19 protein-coding genes are annotated in these 20045 nt (G+C 43.6%); 15 read left to right on the top strand and 4 right to left on the bottom strand.

Features of this window, described 5'->3' with window-relative positions; translation table 11 throughout:
* The first annotated feature begins 5 nt into the window (after positions 1–5).
* On the top strand, positions 6–257 hold the full coding sequence (locus OCV24_RS11620; RefSeq protein WP_017056115.1) for a hypothetical protein: 252 nt from the start codon (positions 6–8) through the stop codon (positions 255–257).
* A gap of 193 nt (positions 258–450) precedes the next feature.
* Complete coding sequence (locus tag OCV24_RS11615; RefSeq protein WP_017056116.1) at positions 451–762, top strand: DUF6482 family protein; 312 nt, start codon at positions 451–453, stop codon at positions 760–762.
* 43 nt (positions 763–805) lie between these two features.
* Here OCV24_RS11615 and mutH read toward each other — a convergent pair whose 3' ends face one another.
* The gene (gene mutH, locus OCV24_RS11610) at positions 806–1471 is read right to left on the bottom strand and encodes a DNA mismatch repair endonuclease MutH (RefSeq protein WP_046223927.1); all 666 of its coding nucleotides are present in this window, start codon (positions 1469–1471) and stop codon (positions 806–808) included.
* 617 nt (positions 1472–2088) lie between these two features.
* Between mutH and rppH the strand changes: the two genes are divergently transcribed.
* From rppH to OCV24_RS11585, 5 genes are read left to right on the top strand one after another with little or no spacing between them, the layout of a single operon-like run.
* The gene (rppH, locus tag OCV24_RS11605; RefSeq protein ID WP_017056118.1) at positions 2089–2607 is read left to right on the top strand and encodes an RNA pyrophosphohydrolase; all 519 of its coding nucleotides are present in this window, start codon (positions 2089–2091) and stop codon (positions 2605–2607) included.
* A gap of 2 nt (positions 2608–2609) precedes the next feature.
* Complete coding sequence (ptsP, locus tag OCV24_RS11600; protein WP_046223911.1) at positions 2610–4859, top strand: phosphoenolpyruvate--protein phosphotransferase; 2250 nt, start codon at positions 2610–2612, stop codon at positions 4857–4859.
* Between the two features lie 8 nt (positions 4860–4867).
* Positions 4868–5659 carry a sulfite exporter TauE/SafE family protein gene (locus tag OCV24_RS11595; protein ID WP_017056120.1) on the top strand — a complete coding sequence of 264 codons (792 nt, stop codon included), beginning with the start codon at positions 4868–4870 and terminating at the stop codon, positions 5657–5659.
* A gap of 57 nt (positions 5660–5716) precedes the next feature.
* On the top strand, positions 5717–6538 hold the full coding sequence (gene lgt / locus OCV24_RS11590) for a prolipoprotein diacylglyceryl transferase (RefSeq protein WP_136997200.1): 822 nt from the start codon (positions 5717–5719) through the stop codon (positions 6536–6538).
* Positions 6539–6547: 9 nt separating this feature from the next.
* A complete protein-coding gene (locus OCV24_RS11585) occupies positions 6548–7399 on the top strand; it encodes a thymidylate synthase (RefSeq protein WP_017056122.1) in 852 nt (283 codons plus the stop codon).
* A gap of 212 nt (positions 7400–7611) precedes the next feature.
* Here the strand turns inward: OCV24_RS11585 and OCV24_RS11580 are convergent, their stop codons facing one another.
* Positions 7612–8757: a Na/Pi symporter gene (locus OCV24_RS11580; protein ID WP_136997202.1), complete on the bottom strand. Its 1146-nt coding sequence runs from the start codon at positions 8755–8757 to the stop codon at positions 7612–7614.
* A 387-nt stretch (positions 8758–9144) separates the two neighbouring features.
* Here OCV24_RS11580 and nhaR point away from each other — a divergent pair, with 387 nt between their 5' ends.
* Both nhaR and OCV24_RS11570 read left to right on the top strand, forming a co-directional pair.
* A complete protein-coding gene (nhaR, locus tag OCV24_RS11575; RefSeq protein ID WP_017056124.1) occupies positions 9145–10035 on the top strand; it encodes a transcriptional activator NhaR in 891 nt (296 codons plus the stop codon).
* Between the two features lie 100 nt (positions 10036–10135).
* Positions 10136–10429 carry an ArsR/SmtB family transcription factor gene (locus tag OCV24_RS11570; RefSeq protein WP_017056125.1) on the top strand — a complete coding sequence of 98 codons (294 nt, stop codon included), beginning with the start codon at positions 10136–10138 and terminating at the stop codon, positions 10427–10429.
* A 332-nt stretch (positions 10430–10761) separates the two neighbouring features.
* Here the strand turns inward: OCV24_RS11570 and rpsT are convergent, their stop codons facing one another.
* On the bottom strand, positions 10762–11022 hold the full coding sequence (gene rpsT / locus OCV24_RS11565) for a 30S ribosomal protein S20 (RefSeq protein WP_150878623.1): 261 nt from the start codon (positions 11020–11022) through the stop codon (positions 10762–10764).
* Positions 11023–11275: 253 nt separating this feature from the next.
* Between rpsT and murJ the strand changes: the two genes are divergently transcribed.
* From murJ to ispH, 6 genes are all read left to right on the top strand, one after another.
* Positions 11276–12838: a murein biosynthesis integral membrane protein MurJ gene (gene murJ, locus OCV24_RS11560; protein WP_032547897.1), complete on the top strand. Its 1563-nt coding sequence runs from the start codon at positions 11276–11278 to the stop codon at positions 12836–12838.
* A 70-nt stretch (positions 12839–12908) separates the two neighbouring features.
* Entirely contained in the window at positions 12909–13844 is a 936-nt protein-coding gene (ribF, locus tag OCV24_RS11555; protein ID WP_136997205.1) for a bifunctional riboflavin kinase/FAD synthetase, read from the top strand.
* Between the two features lie 63 nt (positions 13845–13907).
* Positions 13908–16784 (top strand): isoleucine--tRNA ligase, encoded by a 2877-nt coding sequence (ileS, locus tag OCV24_RS11550; protein ID WP_150878621.1) that lies wholly within the window; start codon positions 13908–13910, stop codon positions 16782–16784.
* Between the two features lie 159 nt (positions 16785–16943).
* Positions 16944–17444: a signal peptidase II gene (gene lspA / locus OCV24_RS11545; RefSeq protein ID WP_017056130.1), complete on the top strand. Its 501-nt coding sequence runs from the start codon at positions 16944–16946 to the stop codon at positions 17442–17444.
* A gap of 185 nt (positions 17445–17629) precedes the next feature.
* Positions 17630–18061: an FKBP-type peptidyl-prolyl cis-trans isomerase gene (fkpB, locus tag OCV24_RS11540; RefSeq protein ID WP_017062866.1), complete on the top strand. Its 432-nt coding sequence runs from the start codon at positions 17630–17632 to the stop codon at positions 18059–18061.
* A 138-nt stretch (positions 18062–18199) separates the two neighbouring features.
* The gene (ispH, locus tag OCV24_RS11535; protein WP_029626952.1) at positions 18200–19156 is read left to right on the top strand and encodes a 4-hydroxy-3-methylbut-2-enyl diphosphate reductase; all 957 of its coding nucleotides are present in this window, start codon (positions 18200–18202) and stop codon (positions 19154–19156) included.
* 92 nt (positions 19157–19248) lie between these two features.
* Here the strand turns inward: ispH and btsR are convergent, their stop codons facing one another.
* Positions 19249–19980 carry a two-component system response regulator BtsR gene (gene btsR / locus OCV24_RS11530; RefSeq protein ID WP_017056133.1) on the bottom strand — a complete coding sequence of 244 codons (732 nt, stop codon included), beginning with the start codon at positions 19978–19980 and terminating at the stop codon, positions 19249–19251.
* Positions 19981–20045 lie beyond the last annotated feature (65 nt).

The raw sequence follows: 20045 nt of genomic DNA, 5'->3' as shown, positions 1-20045 counted from the left end.
TTATTATGCGTCACTCAGTATATTTAAAATTAGCAACAATCCTTATCCGTGCCGATCTTCGTCGTGAAGAACGCGAATGGCAACGAAAAGTTCGCCGTAGTTCATATGAGCTACCTTGGAACAATACTCATTTATTAAGAGATATTGGTCTTGAAGCTGACGGTCGACCGATTGGTTTTTCTGAACCAGAAGTTGTCACTATTGAACGTCGAGTACGTCACCTTCGTCGTGTCCTAAGTGCGCGAATACCGACGTAATCTTAGGGGTTGATAGCACCGTTCAACCCCTAAGATAACTTACAGTGATAGTTATGGCGTCGAAAATGCAAACTTTTGAACTAGAACTGGACAAAAAAGAGAAGCACTTGCTTCTCTTTTTTGCTTTTTTAAGCCGTTATCTAGTAAAGGAAAAGAGTTCAACTACGCTTTATAGAGCAGGGGGAGAACGTTTATGCAAAAGCATCAATTAGACATGTGGTTACATGGAGAGCACAAAGACTCTTATCAAACACCCAAAGTGTACGTTATTGGCTGTTCTGATATCTCAGAATATCTATTAGCGGTGGAGTACAAACATAAGCTGGAACCGGTAAAACAAGACGGTGTGCCACTTCATTTTGGATCTTTAGATCAAGTAAAAGAGGAGTTACTTCGGCTTGGTTTTGAAAAGGCCTATCTTCGTTTACACAATGCGTATGATGAATTTGGTAATGAGCCAAGTCACAGCTACTGTGATATTGAACTGGCACTCAAACCTCATTAGAGGGCGTATATAAGGTATTTATAAACAGAGCTTGTTATTACGATCATGCGTAGTGTGTTGTCAGCAATTTATGTGTGAATTGAGTTCGCAGGTAGAAACCACGTGGTTTGGTCTTGATGGGTTTGCCACTTGCACCGTAAGCTTCAGTTAACACTCGACTGTTAGCGGCTTTTGGTCGAAGATGCAATGCTTCACCGTGCCTTGCTGTTATCTGTCCAACATTACCTAACACGATCAATTCCATCAGTTCTTCCCAGTCCCTTTTTAGAAGCTCATCTTCAGCTTCGTTTGGTGTCCAGAGTAAGGGAGAGCCAACATGCCTTTCTGCCAATGGAATTTCCCTTTCACCTTCTACAGGGATCCACAATACTTTAGATAGTTTGTTTCGGACGTGGCTGGTTTCCCATGTTAATCCCTGCACCCCCATCAGTGGGGCGACACAAACAAAGGTAGTTTCGAGTGGCTTTCCAGAATAGCCAATTGGAATGCTTTTAAGCTCGATACCTAATTTAGCAAAATCTTGTTCTGGCTTACTGCCTGCTGGCGCGCCTAAGTGCCATTCCAGTAATTGTCCAACCCAGCCTTTATCACGCTTAAGGTCGTTTGGCATCACCATCTCGGCTTCATCCGCGAGCTCTTTAAAAGTCATTCCGGCAATCGCATACGCTCTGTCTAATAACTCTTGTTGTGTTTGTGGTTCTGGTTTCATAATAAAAGGTATGATCAAAAAAACGATTTTATCAGAAGTTATCACTAAATGCCGAGTGGTTAATAAATGATCTCCTTGTTATAAAAGAGATCAAACTCATGGTTATCCACAGGACATAAACGTAATTAATTGAAATATTAATTTAGTGGATAAATAAACAGGGTTTAGTGGGGGATAAAATGCTTGCTAAATGATGTTTAAAATGAATCTTTCACTTACTAGTGTGGATAAACTGCTGGGTGATTGATCTTTAACCATATTGAATTTTTGAAAGATCTTCTGCTGTTTTTTAATTCTAAAATACACAGCATTATGCTTTATGTTACTGATATTTAATGTTTTTATTTTTAATTTTGGATTTTGTTATTTATGGTTCTGATGAGTTTATGGATTAAAAAAAACGATTTCTGGTAATTCTTCACATAGTTATTCACAGAAAAGGTGAATAAATGTGGTCTATGTCTCACTCTTGTGTGGGTAACTAAGATTTGAGCAAAACTTATCCATATTCTTAGTTAATATTCATAAATATAGCGCTTGTCACGTCACTAAGTTTGCTCCAATTGGGGATATGTGGAAAAATCAGTGTAATTAAAAATTTAGATAGAGGTTGGCCAGTGATAGATGGCGATGGTTACCGATTAAATGTTGGTATTGTAATCTGTAACAACCATGGTCAGGTCTTCTGGGCTAAACGATACGGACAACATTCATGGCAATTTCCTCAAGGGGGAATAGATGAAGGTGAAACTCCGGAACAGGCAATGTACCGCGAGTTGTATGAAGAGGTTGGCCTTACAAAAAAGGATGTAAAAATCGTCGCGACAAGTCGTCATTGGTTACGCTATAAGCTACCCAAACGACTGGTTCGGTGGGATTCGAAACCTGTCTGTATTGGACAAAAACAGAAGTGGTTCCTTTTACGCTTAGATTGCGATGAATCGTGTATCAATATGCAGCGTGGAAGTACACCTGAGTTTGATGGTTGGCGTTGGGTGAGTTACTGGTACCCAGTTCGACAAGTTGTTTCTTTTAAGCGAGATGTTTATCGTCGAGCGATGAAAGAATTCGCATCTTTGGCAATGCCGTTTAAAGAGCGAAAAACAAAAGGAAAACGCAAATTGCGTAGAGGTTAAGCATGCTCAGTCAACTAAGGGAAATAGTTGAACACGTATCAAGAGTTGAAGATGTGTCGACGGCTCTGGATATTTTAGTTAAAGAGACATGCAGTGCGATGCAGACTGAATGCTGCACCGTTTATTTAGCAAATAATGATATGCAGCGCCTTGAGTTGATGGCAACTCAAGGCCTGATCTTCAAAGGCAATAGTATTCACATTGGTTTTGACGAAGGCCTGGTTGGCCTTGTCAAAAGAAGTGCAGAGCCAATCAACCTCGCACAAGCCTCTGCTCACCCCGATTATAAGTTTTTTCCAGAGCTGGGAGAGAAGGTTTATCACTCTTTTCTTGGCACTCCCATCATCTATCGCAAGCAAGTGCTTGGCGTTTTGGTTATTCAACAGAAGTCCCCCCGTTTATTCAGTGAAATGGAAGAGTCTTTTCTTGTCACGCTCTCAGCACAACTTGCCGTTATTGTTGCGCATGCTCAAACCCAAGGTCATTGGTTATTAGAGCAGCAAAAGTTGCCTGCGACTAAAGGTGTCGCTGCGTCATCGGGTGTGGCGATTGGTGATTTGTGGTGGGATAACACGCAGCCTGAATTAACCGATGTTTACCCTGCGTCGACGCTTAATGTCGAAAGGGAGCATGAGTTGTTGGCGGTTGCGGTTGAAAATGCCCTCAATGATTTTAAGCGTATGCGCAAGCGCTTGGATAGTGATATTAATAAAGATGCGCTGGCGATCTTTGACCTGTTTACGCACTTACTGAATGATCCTATGTTACGTAAGGATCTGAAAAACCAAATTCAGAAAGGCGATAAGGCCGATTGGGCATTAAGACAAGTTGTTGAGAGTTACTCTAACCGTTTTGCTCGTATGTCTGATGTTTACCTTCGAGAAAGGGCACAAGATATTCGTGAGCTTGGTCAAAGGTTACTCTATTTTCTCCATAATTCAGAACAAGAGTTACGTACGTTCGATAAGCCGATTATTTTGGTTGTGCGTGAGTTGACGGCATCAGTATTAGCTTCAATACCGAAAGAGAAGCTGTTGGCTGTTATTTCTTTAGAAGGGGCGGCAAACTCGCATGCGGCGATTTTATCTCGTGCGCTTGGCATTCCTTCGGTAATGGGCATTAATCTCAACCTAGCTCAAGTGAATGGCAAACAAGCCATTGTTGATGGGTACAGCGGTGAGATATTTATTGAGCCGACTCAGAGTCTACTGATTGAATACCAAGGGTTTATTTTAGAGGAGAGTGAGCTCTCTTCTATGGTTAGCCGAGAGCTCTATTTACCTGCGAAGACACAAGATAACAAGCAAATTGAAATCCTACTTAATGCGGGATTAAGTGCTGATACCAACATAGCTATCAACCAAGGTGTTGATGGGGTTGGTCTGTATCGAACCGAAATTTCTTTCTTGCTTCAGCAAAGGTTCCCGTCAGAAGACGAACAGTTCAAGCAGTATCGCTCTGTCCTCGCGAGTTACCCTGAAAAGCAAGTTGTGATGCGAACTTTGGATATTGGTGGCGATAAGGCATTACCTTACTTCCCAATAGAAGAAGATAACCCATTTCTTGGCTGGCGTGGTATTCGCTTTACGCTCGATCACCCCGATATATTTATTATCCAGTTGCGTGCGATGTTACGTGCGAGTTGTGATAGCCAGAATTTGAGTATCTTGTTGCCAATGATCTCTAGCACTCAAGAACTGGATGATACTGTTCAACTCATCGAGCAAGCCTACGATGAAGTACATGAGCTCGACAGTCGAGTTCGGATGCCACGTATCGGTATCATGATTGAAGTGCCATCAATGCTTTACCTTCTTCCGCTTATTGCGGATAAAGTTGATTTCGTTTCGGTGGGCACCAATGACTTAACCCAATATTTATTGGCGGTTGATCGGAACAATTCCCGCGTCTCTGATGTCTATGAATCCATGCACCCTGCAGTGATCATGGCATTGAAACACATTCATGATACTTGTAAGCAATATCAATTGCCTGTGTGTATATGTGGAGAGTTGGCGGGTGATCCAATGGGCGCTTTGCTCTTGATTGGATTAGGATATGAGACGTTAAGTATGAATACCTCAAATGTCGCAAGGACTAAATATTTAATTCGTCAATCTAAGCTTAGTGAACTGCAAGATCTGGCAAATAAGGCACTTTCAAAACCGTATGGTTGTGACATCTATAGTATGATGCTCAACTATTTCGAAGAGCGTGAATTTACAGGCTTCATTCGAGCAGGTAAAAAATAGGATTTAACGTGTCATATGAACTAATAGGCTTGTTAGCAGGCCTTGGGGCTGTTGTTGGTGTTTTAGCGGGGTTGCTAGGCATTGGCGGTGGCTTGCTGGTGGTTCCTGCCTTACTGTTTTTGCTTCCTAAAGCGGGTATCCCTCAAGAGTTTGCAATGCAAATGGCATTGGCGACCTCATTATCGACCATTATTGTTACGTCAGGATCGTCTGCGATTAACCACTTAAAATTGGGTAATGTAGAGATGTTTGTCGTTAAATGGTTGATGCCAGGTGTGGTAGTGGGTGGTTTTCTAGGTTCTTTTGTAGCCGACGTAATTCCAGCTCAATACCTACCGAAAGTCTTTGGTGTGATTGTATTGGTATTAGCATTACAAATGCTGTTATCGATTCGTTCTACGAGTCAGAAAGCGATGCCAGGTTCTGCAAAAACTATATTATGCGGTGGTGGTATTGGCTTAGTCTCAAGCTTAGCGGGCATTGGTGGTGGATCTTTATCTGTGCCTTTTCTTAACCATCATGGTGTAGAAATGCGCAAGGCGGTAGGGTCATCTTCGGTGTGCGGCTTTGTTATCGCTATCTCAGGAATGCTCGGGTTTATTTGGCATGGCTCGTCTGTCGATGATCTTCCAGCGTTTAGTCTGGGCTATGTTTACCTGCCTGCTTTGGTCGCAATTTCTTGTACTTCAGTGCTGACTACGCGAGTTGGTGCGAAACTGGCCACTCAATTGCCAACCCCTGTGCTAAAGAAATTCTTTGCGGTATTTTTAATGTTTATAGCAGCCACAATGCTGCTGTAGTGTCTTTTCTGTTAGCTGCTGAGCTGACCGTTATTCAATTTAGATAGAGAGCCAAATATGTCTCAGGGTTTTATCGAATTCCCAAATATCGATCCTGTTCTTATTGAACTAGGACCAATTTCAGTTCGCTGGTATGGCTTAATGTACCTAGTCGGTTTTATGTTTGCTCTTTGGCTAGCAAATCGACGAGCTGATCAACCTGATAGTGGATGGACTCGAGAGCAAGTATCAGATTTACTGTTTGCAGGATTTCTAGGTGTAGTGCTTGGTGGTCGTATTGGCTACGTACTTTTCTATAACTTTGACCTTTTCCTTGCAGACCCTCTTTACTTATTCAAGGTATGGACCGGTGGTATGTCTTTCCACGGTGGTTTGCTTGGTGTTATCACAGCCATGTTTTGGTATGCCAAAAAGAACGGTCGCACCTTCTTTGGTGTAGCTGACATGATTGCACCATTGGTTCCGTTTGGTTTAGGTATGGGTCGTTTAGGCAACTTCATGAACAGCGAGCTTTGGGGCCGTGTGACTGATGTGCCATGGGCGATTGTGTTCCCTAACGGTGGTCCACTTCCTCGTCACCCATCTCAACTTTACGAGATGGCGCTTGAAGGTATTTTGCTGTTCTTCATCTTGAACTGGTTTATCAAAAAACCGCGCCCTCTTGGGTCGGTATCAGGGTTATTCCTAGCTGGATATGGTACATTCCGCTTCTTAGTAGAATACGTACGTGAACCTGATGCTCACCTAGGTTTGTTCGGTGGATTTATCTCTATGGGACAAATTTTGTCACTGCCAATGGTTGTCATCGGTGTGCTGATGATGGTGTGGGCATACAAGCGTGGTCACTACAAAGATGAATTACCACAACAAACGAAGTAAGGAATTGGTGTGAAACAGTATTTAGATCTCTGTCAGCGTATCGTTGATGACGGTACTTGGATTGAAAATGAACGCACGGGCAAGCGCTGCCTAACTGTGATCAATGCTGACCTTGAATATGATGTTGGTAATAACCAATTCCCACTGGTAACAACGCGTAAGAGCTTTTGGAAAGCGGCAGTTGCTGAACTGCTTGGCTATATCCGTGGTTACGATAATGCTGAAGACTTCCGCAAGCTAGGGACTAAAACCTGGGATGCAAACTCGAACCTGAACGAAGCATGGCTGAATAACCCTTACCGCAAGGGGGAAGATGACATGGGCCGTGTTTATGGCGTTCAAGGACGTGCATGGGCAAAACCTGACGGCGGTCATATCGACCAACTGAAGAAGATTGTTGATGATCTAACAAACGGTATTGATGACCGTGGCGAGATCTTAAACTTCTATAACCCAGGTGAGTTCCACATGGGTTGTTTGCGTCCGTGTATGTACAGCCATCACTTCTCTCTACTTGGTGATACTCTGTACCTAAACAGCACTCAGCGCTCTTGTGATGTACCGCTAGGCCTGAACTTCAACATGGTTCAAGTGTATGTCTTCCTAGCTATCATGGCGCAAATCACGGGTAAGAAAGCTGGCGTGGCTTACCATAAGCTTGTGAATGCTCATATTTACGAAGATCAACTCGCACCAATGCGTGATATCCAGTTAAAGCGTGAGCCGTTAGCTGGCCCAACATTCCATATCAACCCTGAGATTAAGTCTTTAGAAGATTTGGAAACGTGGGTAACGATGGATGACTTCTGGGTTGAAGGTTACGAATGCCACGAAGCGATTAAGTACCCATTCTCGGTTTAATATCATCCGCTTTGTTTGATTGAAAGGCTGCCTCTGTGCAGCCTTTTTTGTATCTATGGTTCGGTAACGATATACGATATATGGATAGTTTATTCATGTAGGAGTGGTGCTTTTCCTATCTAAAGAGATGTCTTTCGTTACTCCGGCTTCTAAAAAGAAAAACCCCGCAACCTAGTAGGTGGCGGGGTTTACTGTAAGCGATGGAATGGTGTTTAAGCAGTAAGAGCTAACACGGTACCAGGCAGTACAAGAAATACTGCAACAAGGTAACCCGCGACTACAGCTTTGTTCTTCACAGCCATGTCTGAAATTATGTCTGCTGCTTTAACGGGTATTTCACGTAGGAACGGAATGCCGAAGATGAATACCGTTGCCATGATGTTGAATACCAAGTGTACTAGAGCAATCTGCAGTGCAAATACAGCGAACTCACCAGATACTGCTGTTGCTGCAAGTAGAGCGGTAATACAGGTACCGATATTTGCGCCCAGAGTGAATGGGTAAACGTCACGCACTTTAAGAACACCTGAGCCTACGAGCGGAACCATCAAGCTTGTCGTCGTTGAAGAAGACTGAACAAGGATAGTAACGATAGAGCCAGAAGCGATACCGTGAAGTGGACCACGACCGATTGCGTTCTTTAGAATCTCACGAGCTCGGCCAACCATTAGGCTCTTCATTAGCTTACCCATTACTGTGATCGCTACGAAGATAGTCGCGATACCAAGAACGATAAGCATGATGCCGCCAATGGTGTCGCCAAATGTTGATAGTGGCTCTTTAATCGCGCTTACTACAGGTTTAGTGATTGGCTTTATGAAGTTAAGACCCTTCATGCTCATATCACCTGTTGCTAGCATTGGAGATACTAACCAGTGAGAAATTTTCTCTAGAATACCAAATGCCATCTCTAGTGGTAGGAAGATAGCAACGGCTAATAGGTTAAAGAAGTCGTGAATGGTCGCGCTTGCGAATGCTCTTTTGAACTCATCTTTACAACGAACATGACCAAGGCTCACTAGCGTATTGGTTACCGTAGTACCAATGTTTGCACCCATGATCATCGGGATGGCTAGCTCAACAGGCAAACCACCTGCTACAAGGCCAACAATAATTGAAGTAACGGTACTTGATGACTGAATAAGTGCTGTTGCCACTAAACCAATCATTAAGCCTGCAACTGGGTGTGAAGCAAATTCAAAAAGAACCTTTGCTTGCTCGCCTGTTGCCCATTTGAAGCCTGTACCAACCATTGAAACTGAAAGTAATAGTAGGTAAAGCATGAATGCCAAGTTAGCCCAGCGTAGCCAACGAGTGGTACTCGAAATAGGCGCTGCTGCAGTAGTAGCTTGGTTCATAATGTTTTCTCCATTGGACCGTTTAAGTCTGAGTGTGGTCTGTTTGTTTAATCTGAGCGAGATGTTAGAGATTAAATATGTCAGTAATATTACATTTTGATTTCGGTGAGGCTTTTTTGCGTCAATTTACTATTTAAATATTTTTCCTATAAAAAACGTTTATTTAAGTCTTTGTTTATTAGTTTTTTTTTGAGTTTGTGATGATGGGGGATATGGTTTTTGATTGGTAAGGAAAATGGAAAATAATCATTTTCATATTACATTGTTCAATCTTACTCTTCGGAAAAACAAATATTTACTGGTGTTTCTTTAGGTTTTTCCGAGTTTGTTGAGTGGGAAGGGGATATTTGATATAACAAGGTATCTACTCTCTATTACGGCACATTTATGTCGCACCTCAACTATAACCATGTCTACTATTTCTGGATGGTCTGCAAGCAAGGCTCTGTTACTAAAGCGGCGGAAGCTCTATTTTTAACGCCACAAACAGTAACTGGTCAAATTAAAGCGTTAGAAGAACGTATGGATGGCAAGCTGACTAAGCGTAATGGGCGCAGCGTTGAGCCTACTGAGCTTGGTCAACTGGTCTTTAAATATGCCGATCGTATGTTTGGTCTGAGTTATGAAATGCTCGATATTGTGAATTACAGCCAGCACTCAAATATTTTGTTTGATGTAGGTGTCGCGGATGCGCTATCTAAAAGATTAGTCAGCAAGATATTGATGTCGACAATTCCGTCAGACAACAGTATTCACTTACGTTGCTTTGAATCTACCCACGAAATGCTGCTTGAACAGCTCTCTCAGCATAAGCTGGATATGATCTTGTCTGATTGTCCGGTTGACTCTAGCCAAAGCCCTGGCTTGTTCAGCAAGAAGTTGGGCGAAAGCAGTCTGAGTTTTTTCTGTTCAGGTAATGTTAAAGAGGTAAGTTTCCCCGCTGTATTAGAGCAAAGAAAATTGTTGATCCCAGGTAGCCGTACCTCAATGGGTCGTAAAGTGCTGCAATGGTTCGATAGGCAAGGACTTAAACCTGATATCTTGGGGGAGTTTGATGATGCAGCATTGATGAAAGCTTTTGCTCGTTATCACCATGATGCTATTTTCTTAGCTCCCACACTCTATATGTCTGAGGTTGAGCAAGACACATCGCTGCAGTTGCTGGGTGACATTGAAGAGTTAAAAGAGGAGTACTATGTCATATTCGCTGAGAGGATGATCCAACATCCAGCAGTAAAAAACGTATGTGACGCAGATTTTAGCAAATTGTTCGAGTGAGGTAGTTTGTTAATGAATTGATATCGATTATTATGATCACTCAATGTACCGGAAATACTGATAGCCCGTAGTTGGCGTAGAGGTGGTAGGGAGCCAAACTATGAACTTAAAAGAGATGGAGAAGAACTCAGCAAAAGCTGTGATTCTACTCAAAGCCATGGCCAACGAACGTCGTTTACAGATCTTGTGCCTATTGCATGGTACTGAGCTGTCGGTTGGAGAGTTGTGTGGTAAGTTGGAACTGAGCCAATCGGCTTTATCTCAACATCTTGCTTGGTTGAGAAGAGATGGTTTAGTCGAAACTCGCAAAGAAGCTCAAACCGTGTATTACACATTGAGCAGTGAAGAAATTAAAGCAATGATTAACCTACTGCATGGCCTATATTGCAAGTAGCTTATTGTTGGTGAGGAAGGTGATTTCTTATCAGGAATAAGGTCGACACAAGGAAGTGTCAGTATTTCACGTCGAACGTTTATGCCTATCTGTGATCTTTTATAAATCCACTCTCTTTTATTGATCTGTTAGCCGTTTATCTATTTGCTTATTTGTCTATCGGGAAACGAAATAATTTTTAGTAAACAAACTATTTTTCAATAAGCCCATAGCTGTCAATAAGAAAAAATAACGTTCAGCAAGAAACTAAATCAAAGCGTTACTCAAAATTTAGATATAAAAAAACCGGCCTAGGCCGGTTTTTTTCGTTTTGCGTTGTAATCAAATTTCTATTAAAGAGCTTTGATTGCAGCCGCGAAACGAGACTTATGACGTGCAGCTTTATTCTTATGAATAAGGCCTTTAGTCGCCATACGGTCAAGAAGTGGTGTAACTTCTACAAGAGCAGCAGTTGCAGCTTCTTTATCACCAGCTGTGATAGCTGAGATAGTCTTTTTCATGTAAGTGCGCATCATAGAACGACGGCTAGCATTGTGCTGGCGACGTTTCTCAGCTTGGATAGCGCGCTTCTTAGCAGATTTACTGTTTGCCAAGGGTCTAACTCCCAAAAACTTAGTTCGGTGACAATTTAAGGGCGAGGACTATCCCTCATTAGCGCTTAATTGTCAAATGATTTGTGCAAAAACCAGTCGTAGCCAAACAAACTTTGGTATAGAAAGGTCATCGCGGTTAAGATGGCGGGGATTCTAACAGCATTTTTATACCAATGCTAATAATTATGCTTCTTAGGACTGGATAGTATTTATCCCCCCGCTTAAAAGTAATCAACTAGTGTCAGAGGTTTCTGTGAGTAAACGACTATTAAAGTCAGGCCTGATTGTCAGTGCAATGACTTTTGTTTCCCGTGTGTTGGGGCTAGTACGTGATGTAGTAGTAGCAAATTTGATGGGGGCAGGAGCAAGTGCCGATGTATTTTTCTTCGCTAATAAAATTCCTAATTTCTTACGTCGACTTTTTGCAGAAGGTGCATTTTCTCAAGCGTTTGTTCCTGTATTAACGGAATATCACGCTGCTGGTGATAAAGATAAAACTCGAGATTTAATCGCTAAAGTTTCGGGTACGCTCGGAGTATTAGTCTCGATCGTAACGATTGCCGGGGTTCTGGGGTCTGGAGTCATCACCGCGATGTTTGGCGCAGGTTGGTTTATCGACTGGCTTAACGACGGCCCTGCGGCACCAAAATTTGAGTTGGCGAGCTTTATACTAAAAATTACCTTTCCTTATTTATGGTTTATCACCTTTGTGGCTTTGTCTGGTGCGATCCTCAATACCTTAGGTAAGTTTGCTGTCTCTTCTTTTACGCCTGTGTTCTTGAACGTAATGATCATTGGTGCTGCATGGTTTATTTCCCCTAACCTAGAGCAACCTGAAATTGGCTTGGCAATTGGTGTGTTTCTTGGAGGTCTCGTTCAGTTCCTTTTCCAAATGCCATTCTTAATCAAAGCGGGTGTGTTGGTTAAGCCTAAGTGGGGATGGAGAGATCCGGGGGTGGTTAAGATCCGCACATTAATGATCCCTGCGTTGTTTGGCGTGTCTGTTAGCCAAATTAACTTACTGTTTGATACCTTCATTGCAAGTTTCCTTGCGACGGGCTCTATCAGTTGGTTGTACTACTCAGACCGACTACTTGAATTTCCACTAGGTTTATTCGGTATCGCGATTGCGACTGTGATTCTGCCCGCTTTATCCCGTAAACATGTAGACGCTCAAGGTGAAGGATTCGCACATACGATGGACTGGGGCGTACGCATGGTTTTGCTTCTCGGCATTCCGGCGATGTTAGGCCTGATTGTTTTGGCTAAACCTATGCTGATGGTGCTCTTCATGCGTGGTGAGTTTTCTCCACACGATGTGCAGCAGGCGTCGATGTCATTGGTCGCTTACGCGTCAGGTTTGCTTAACTTCATGTTGATTAAAGTGTTAGCCCCTGGCTATTACTCTCGCCAAGATACCAAAACGCCGGTTAAGTACGGCATTATCGCTATGGTGACCAACATGGTGTTTAACGCGATCTTTGCTTATTTCTATGGTTATGTTGGTTTAGCGATTGCGACAGCCTTATCTGCTTTTGTGAATATGGCCTTGTTATATCGTGGATTACATCTTGCGGGTGTATATCAATTAACGAAGACAACCTTATTGTTCAGTGCCAAATTGATTATCTCTGGTGTGGTGATGGTAGCGGCTATTTTGTGGCAGTTGGATAGTATGCAAAAGTGGCTTGAATGGGGATTCAGTCAGAGAGCGATGGCATTAACAGGCTTGATTGGACTTGGTGGCTTTGTTTATATTGTTTCTGTATTGATTTTAGGTGTCCGAGTAAAACATTTAAAAGCAGCGACAGATTAATACTGATTAGTATATAATCCGTCGGTTTCACACAATAAATGATGCAAATAGCAGGTTTTAGTTGATCATAATGGAACTGATCCGAGGTATACACAATATAAAAGCGCAGCATCGTGGCTGTGTATTAACCATAGGTAACTTCGATGGTGTTCATTTAGGACATCAAGAGGTTCTAAGTCAGGTTTCTAAACAAGCGGCAGTATTAGGGCTCCCTTCTGTTGTCATGACGTTTGAACCACAGCCTATGGAGCTGTTTGCCCGAGATAGAGCGCCAGCACGTTTAACTCGCTTGCGAGATAAATACGTGCAACTGAGTAAGCTAGATATCAGTCGTTTACTGTGTGTTAATTTTAACCAGTATTTTGCAAGTTTATCTGCGGAAGCATTCATTAAAGATCTTCTGGTTGATAAGCTTGGTGTTAAGTTTTTGGTGGTTGGTGACGATTTTTGTTTTGGCAAAGGCCGTACGGGTAATTTCGCTATGCTTAAAGAAGCTGGCGAAAAATATGGTTTTGAGGTGGTAAGCACACAGAGCTATTGCTTAAACCAATTACGAGTAAGCAGCACCGAGATACGAAATGCATTAGCGGCTGATGACTTGACTGCAAGTGCAACCATGTTAGGGCGTGATTACAGTATTAGTGGTCGTGTTTCTCATGGTCGAAAATTAGGGAGAACCATAGGTTTCCCTACCGCTAACATTCCATTAAAGCGTTGCGTTTCTCCTGTTTCGGGAGTCTATGTTGTTGAAGCTTTGGATATTGACGGTGTTCCTGTCGGTGGCGTGGCTAACATTGGACAACGACCAACGGTTAATGGCGTAAGGCAGCAATTAGAAGTGCACTTTTTTGACTTTAAAGCCAATTTATATGGTAAACAGTTAGAAGTACGACTTTTACACAAACTGCGCGACGAGATAAAATTTGAATCGTTCGACGCATTAAAGAATCAAATAGAATTGGATGCTGAAGCCGCAAGGGTGTGGCTGCTTCAGCTAAAGAATTAATCGGATGATTCCACCGGTTAACATAATGTCTAACTTCGCCCAATATAACGGAATTAAGAATCGATGAGTGATTATAAAACTACCCTGAACTTACCAGAAACAGGGTTCCCAATGCGTGGCAATCTGGCAAATCGTGAGCCAGAAATGCTTAAGCGTTGGTATAAAGAAGATCTTTACGGCGAAATCCGTAAGGCAAAGAAAGGTAAAAAATCTTTCGTATTGCATGATGGCCCTCCATACGCGAACGGCGACATTCACATTGGTCACGCGCTGAATAAGATTCTTAAAGACATTATTATTAAATCTAAGACCCTTTCTGGTTTTGATGCACCGTACATCCCAGGTTGGGACTGTCACGGTCTTCCAATCGAGCTAATGGTTGAGAAGAAGAAAGGTAAGCCTGGTCAGAAGATTTCGGCTGCTGAATTCCGCGAAGAGTGCCGTAAGTACGCGGCGGGCCAAGTTGAAGGTCAGAAAGAGAGCTTCAAACGTCTTGGTATCATGGGCGAGTGGGACAAACCTTACCGCACTATGGATTTCGGCACAGAAGCGAACATCATTCGTTCTCTAGGCAAAATCGCAGATAAAGGTCACCTTCTTAAAGGTTTCAAACCAGTCCACTGGTGTACTGACTGTGGTTCTGCTCTGGCTGAAGCTGAAGTTGAATACAAAGATAAAGTTTCTCCATCTATCGATGTGAAATTTACAGCAGCTGACGAAGCGGCGCTTCTAGAGAAATTTACTCTAGCGGAAGGTCATGCGGGTCAAGGCGAAATTTCTATCGTTATCTGGACGACAACACCTTGGACTCTGCCGGCTAACCGCGCAGTATGTCTACGTGATGATCTTGAATACGTGCTTATCCAAGTTGAAGCGAATGGTGAACAGCCAGCTCAACGTATCGTTGTTGCTTCTGAACTAGCAAAAGACGTAATGGATCGTGCTGGTATCGAGCACTTCCATAACCTTGGTTTTGCGACTGGCGCTGATCTTGAGCTTTCTCTGTTCAACCACCCGTTCTATGACTTTACGGTTCCTGCTGTTCTTGGCGACCACGTGACAACGGATTCAGGTACTGGTGTGGTTCACACTGCGCCTGGTCACGGTCAAGAGGATTTCGTGGTTGGTAAGAAATACGACCTAGAAATCGCTAACCCAGTCGGTTCAAACGGCGTTTACCTGCCAGATACTGAGCTATTCGCTGGTCAGCACGTATTCAAAGCGAACGACTCTGTTTTAGACGTTCTAAAAGAGAAAGGTGCACTTCTGCATCACCACGCTTACGAGCACAGCTACCCACATTGTTGGAGACACAAAACTCCAATCATCTTCCGTGCAACACCACAATGGTTCATCTCTATGGATCAAGCTGGCCTACGTGCTAGAGCACTAGAGTCAATCAAGAGTGTTGAGTGGTTGCCTGAATGGGGTCAAAGCCGTATCGAAGGCATGGTTGAAGGTCGCCCTGAGTGGTGTATCTCTCGTCAACGTACTTGGGGTGTGCCAATTGCTCTGTTCGTTCATAAAGAAACAGCAGAACTTCACCCAGAAAGCCCAGCACTTATTGAAAAAGTAGCGAAGCTCGTTGAAGAGAAAGGCATTCAAGCTTGGTGGGATGTAGACGCTGCTGAACTTATGGGCGCAGAAGACGCTGATAAGTACGAAAAAGTAATGGATACGCTAGACGTATGGTTCGACTCAGGTGTGACGCACTTCTCTGTGGTTGATTCTCGTGAAGAGTACAACTTCCCGAACGAAGAGCGTACTCATAGTGCTGATCTTTACCTTGAAGGTTCAGACCAACACCGCGGCTGGTTCCAGTCTTCTCTAATTTCATCTATCGCGATGAAAGACGAAGCACCATACAAGCAAGTACTAACACACGGTTTCGTGGTTGATGGTAAAGGCCGTAAGATGTCTAAATCTATCGGCAACGTTGTTGCTCCTAAAGATGTAACCAACAAGCTAGGTGCTGATATCCTGCGTCTATGGGTTGCTTCCACAGACTATACCGGTGAAGTGGCGGTTTCTGATGAAATCCTGAAGCGTTCAGCTGATGCTTACCGTCGTATTCGTAACACGGCTCGTTTCTTCTTAGCGAACTTGAACGGTTTCAACCCTGAAACGGACCTAGTACCTGCTGAAGAGATGGTTGCACTTGATCGCTGGGCTGTTGGCCGTGCTCAAGCTGCACAAGAAGAGATTGTTAAAGCATACGGCGAGTACAACACTCATGGTGTGACTCAACGTTTAATGCAGTTCTGTTCTATCGAAATGGGTTCTTTCTACCTAGATGTAATTAAAGATCGTCAGTACACAGCGAAGCAGGGCAGCCATGCTCAACGTAGCTGCCAAACGGCGCTTTACTACATCGTAGAAGCTCTAGTTCGTTGGATGGCACCTATCATGTCGTTCACTGCAGATGAGATCTGGAACGAAATGCCTGCTTCTCTTCCAACAGGTGAAAAACGTGACAAGTTCGTATTCACAGGCGAGTGGTTCGAAGGTCTATTTGGTCTTGCTGAAGGCGAAGAGCTAAGCAACGAATTCTGGACTGAAATCCAGTCTGTTCGTGGTGCAGTGAACAAGCTTCTTGAAGATGCTCGTAAAGATAAAACGATCGGTGGAGCACTGCAAGCTGAAGTAACTCTATACGCTGACGACGCACTCGCGGCTAAGATCAACAAGTTAGAAGATGAGCTACGTTTCGTACTTATCACTTCTGCAGCTGTTGTTAAGCCACTGAGCGAGAAGTCTGATGCAGCTCAAGCGACAGACGTTGAAGGTCTATTCGTTGAAGTAGCGGCGACTGAAGCTGAGAAGTGTGACCGTTGTTGGCACCACACTCCAGATGTAGGCACTATCGAAGGTCACGAGAAAGTTTGTGGTCGTTGTGTGTCGAACATTGACGGTGAAGGCGAAGTGCGTAAGTTCGCATAACCGCTCAGAGAAAGACTGAACTTTTTGTAAAAATCATAGCCCCAGTATCAACTGGGGTTATTTTTAGTTATAGGAAATGTGTTTAACCAAGTCGAGTGCTTGTTACCTTTAAACGGGGTGACGAAATGGGTGCTGGTTTAGTAAATACTAGGAATAGAAATGAGTGAAGTTTCGTTAAAACAATCTGGTGTGCGTTGGTTATGGTTGGCTCTGCTGGTTTTCGCTGCAGATATCGGCATCAAACTTTTCGTCATGGACAACATGGGTTATGGCTGGGCAAATCGTATTGAGGTGCTGCCGTTCTTTAACTTTTTGTATGTTCATAACTACGGTGCAGCATTTAGCTTCTTGAGCGACCAAAGTGGTTGGCAACGTTGGTTATTTACTGGTATCGCATTTGCAGTAACAGGCATGCTGACGTACTGGATGAGCAAACTACCAGCGACAGAAAAGTGGAACAACATTGCTTACGCCATCATCATTGGTGGTGCAGTTGGTAACGTATTTGACCGAGTAGTACACGGCTTTGTTGTCGATTACTTAGACTTTTACTGGGGCACTTACCATTGGCCTGCCTTCAACTTAGCGGATATGGGAATCTGTATCGGTGCTGCGATGATCATCCTCGATGGCTTCCGCAAGAAAGATGAGAGCAAATAGGCGAATAAGCCTTAGGTAAAAGAGCCTTGAAATAGATTGCCCTAAAGTCAGTCTATGACTCACAGAATAGAATAGCCCTAAGCGCTGTCGGTTGATTCCGGTGGCGCTTTTTTTTATGCTTCAGTCAACAAGGAAGCAAAGCACCATGCGTCCTCCAAATAATAAAGAAGTCTAAGGAAAGTAACGTGGCAGCAATTAAAAATGATTCAGCAGTAACTCTACATTTTACGATTAAAATGAAGGATGGTTCAGTTGCCGATAGTACGGAGAACATGGGCAAACCAGCGAAGTTCGTCATGGGTGATGGCAGCCTAAGTGAGAACTTTGAAGCGTGCTTACTTGGACTTGAAGCCGGCACTGAAAAGTCTATCGAATTGAAAGCGGAAGACGCGTTTGGTATGCCAAACCCAGATCATATTCACTATATGGATCGTGCTAAGTTTGTTGGCGACTCTGAAGTTGAAGTGGGCACTATCATGGCATTCTCAGGTCCTGACGGTATGGAAATTCCAGGTATTATTACTGAGATCGCAGGTGATTCAGTGACGGTTGATTTTAATCACCCACTCGCTGGTCAAGATGTTACCTTTGACGTCAATATCTTAACGGTAGAATAACTCTCTTAACGTTAGAATAGCACTGCCTTACAGCTGTGACACACAACCCAGAGCTTCACTGTCTAGGCGCTTCACTGTAGAATGCGAACCTCGCTGACGGCGAACTCTAGAGAAACAACCTTAGTACCGCGGTAAATGATGAGCAATGAAATGAAAATAATGTTAGCTAACCCTCGTGGCTTCTGTGCCGGTGTTGATCGTGCGATCAGCATCGTAGAGCGCGCACTTGAAATGTATCAGCCACCGATCTATGTTCGCCATGAAGTGGTGCATAACCGCTTTGTTGTTGAAGGGCTTAAGCAACGTGGTGCTATTTTTGTCGAAGAGCTGAGTGAAGTGCCAGACGATAACATCGTGATCTTTTCTGCTCACGGTGTATCTCAAGCTGTTCGTAAAGAAGCGAAAGAGCGCGATCTCACCGTATTTGATGCGACGTGTCCATTGGTCACTAAAGTACATATGGAAGTTGCTCGTGCGAGTCGCAAACATATGGAAGTGGTACTGATTGGTCACGCAGGTCACCCTGAAGTGGAAGGGACTATGGGTCAGTACGCTAGCAAAACCGGTGGAATGTATTTGGTTGAAAGACCAGAGGACGTACAAAACCTAGTAGTGAACGACCCAACTAACTTACATTACGTTAGCCAAACAACCTTGTCAGTTGATGAGACGGCGGATGTAATTGAAGAGCTACGTCGCGTGTTCCCACAGATCCAAGGCCCTCGTAAAGACGACATCTGTTACGCGACTCAAAACCGTCAAGACGCAGTACGTGATATGGCAAATGATGTAGACGTAGTGATTGTGGTTGGTTCTAAGAACTCATCGAACTCAACACGTTTGAAAGAGCTGGCTGAGAAGCTAGGCACACCCGGTTACCTTACGGATTGCCCTGAAGACATTCAAACAGAATGGGTTGAAGGCAAGAAGAAAATTGGTGTAACGGCGGGGGCTTCGGCTCCAGAAGAGCTAGTAAACCAAATCTTGGACCGCATTCGTGAGTTGGGTGCGACTGACGTTGAAGAGATTCAAGGTCGTGAAGAGAACATGTTCTTCGAAGTGCCAAAAGAGCTGCAGATCAAGCAAGTCGACTAATCTCTATTGATTCGTGACACTAGCGACTAGTAAACAGCCAACGTTGATGCGTTGGCTTTTTTGATCATGCTATGTCTTGACCTGAAGTATGTTTACTGAAGGCCGAGTTGCTCTTTTAACGTCTTGAGGTAGCGACGGCTGACTGGCACTTCAAAGCCCGTCAGTGTGACTATCTCGGCTAATCCATTTTCTAATAGCTTGATCTCTTGGATCGATTTTATGTTGATCAAATATTGGCGATGACAGCGGATCAAATCGGTCTTTTCTTCTAAGGTCTTCAAGGTTAATTGTGAAGTTGCTGTTTGCGATGAACTACGAACATGTACCCCACTAATGTCTGAATAGGCGCACTCGACCGTTTGGCTTGCCATGATCACTATACGGTTATGGCCAATACACGGAATCTGCTCTAAATGAGAGGGGGCGATGACTGATATGTCTTGTTCTGGCGCTTTGTGGTTCTGTTTGATGATCTTATTCAGGCGACAAACGCTCTTGTTTAATCGACAAGGCTCGACTGGCTTAAGTAGGTAGTCAAAGGCATTGTCTTCAAAGGCTTGAATCGCATATTGATCGTAGGCGGTCACAAATACCACGTAGGGCATAGTGTCTGGGTCAAGCATGCTCAGCAGTTCAATCCCGGTAACTTGCGGCATTTGAATATCTAAATACACTACATCAGGCTTGAGCTGGTTGATCTGCTTCAGGCCTTCGATCGCGTTGCTTGCTTGACCGATGACTTCCACTTCTCCAGTTTCAGTCAGTAGTTCAATCAGTTCTTCACGAGCAAAAAGCTCATCATCGACAACTAATGCTTTTAACATCCTACAATCTTCATCTTGATTCTATCCCTGTTTGATTCACGCTTGGCTTCTAAATAATACGGTTA

Source organism: Vibrio kanaloae (assembly GCF_024347535.1).
GTDB lineage: Bacteria > Pseudomonadota > Gammaproteobacteria > Enterobacterales > Vibrionaceae > Vibrio > Vibrio kanaloae.
This window is presented reverse-complemented; position numbering and strand designations above follow the sequence as displayed.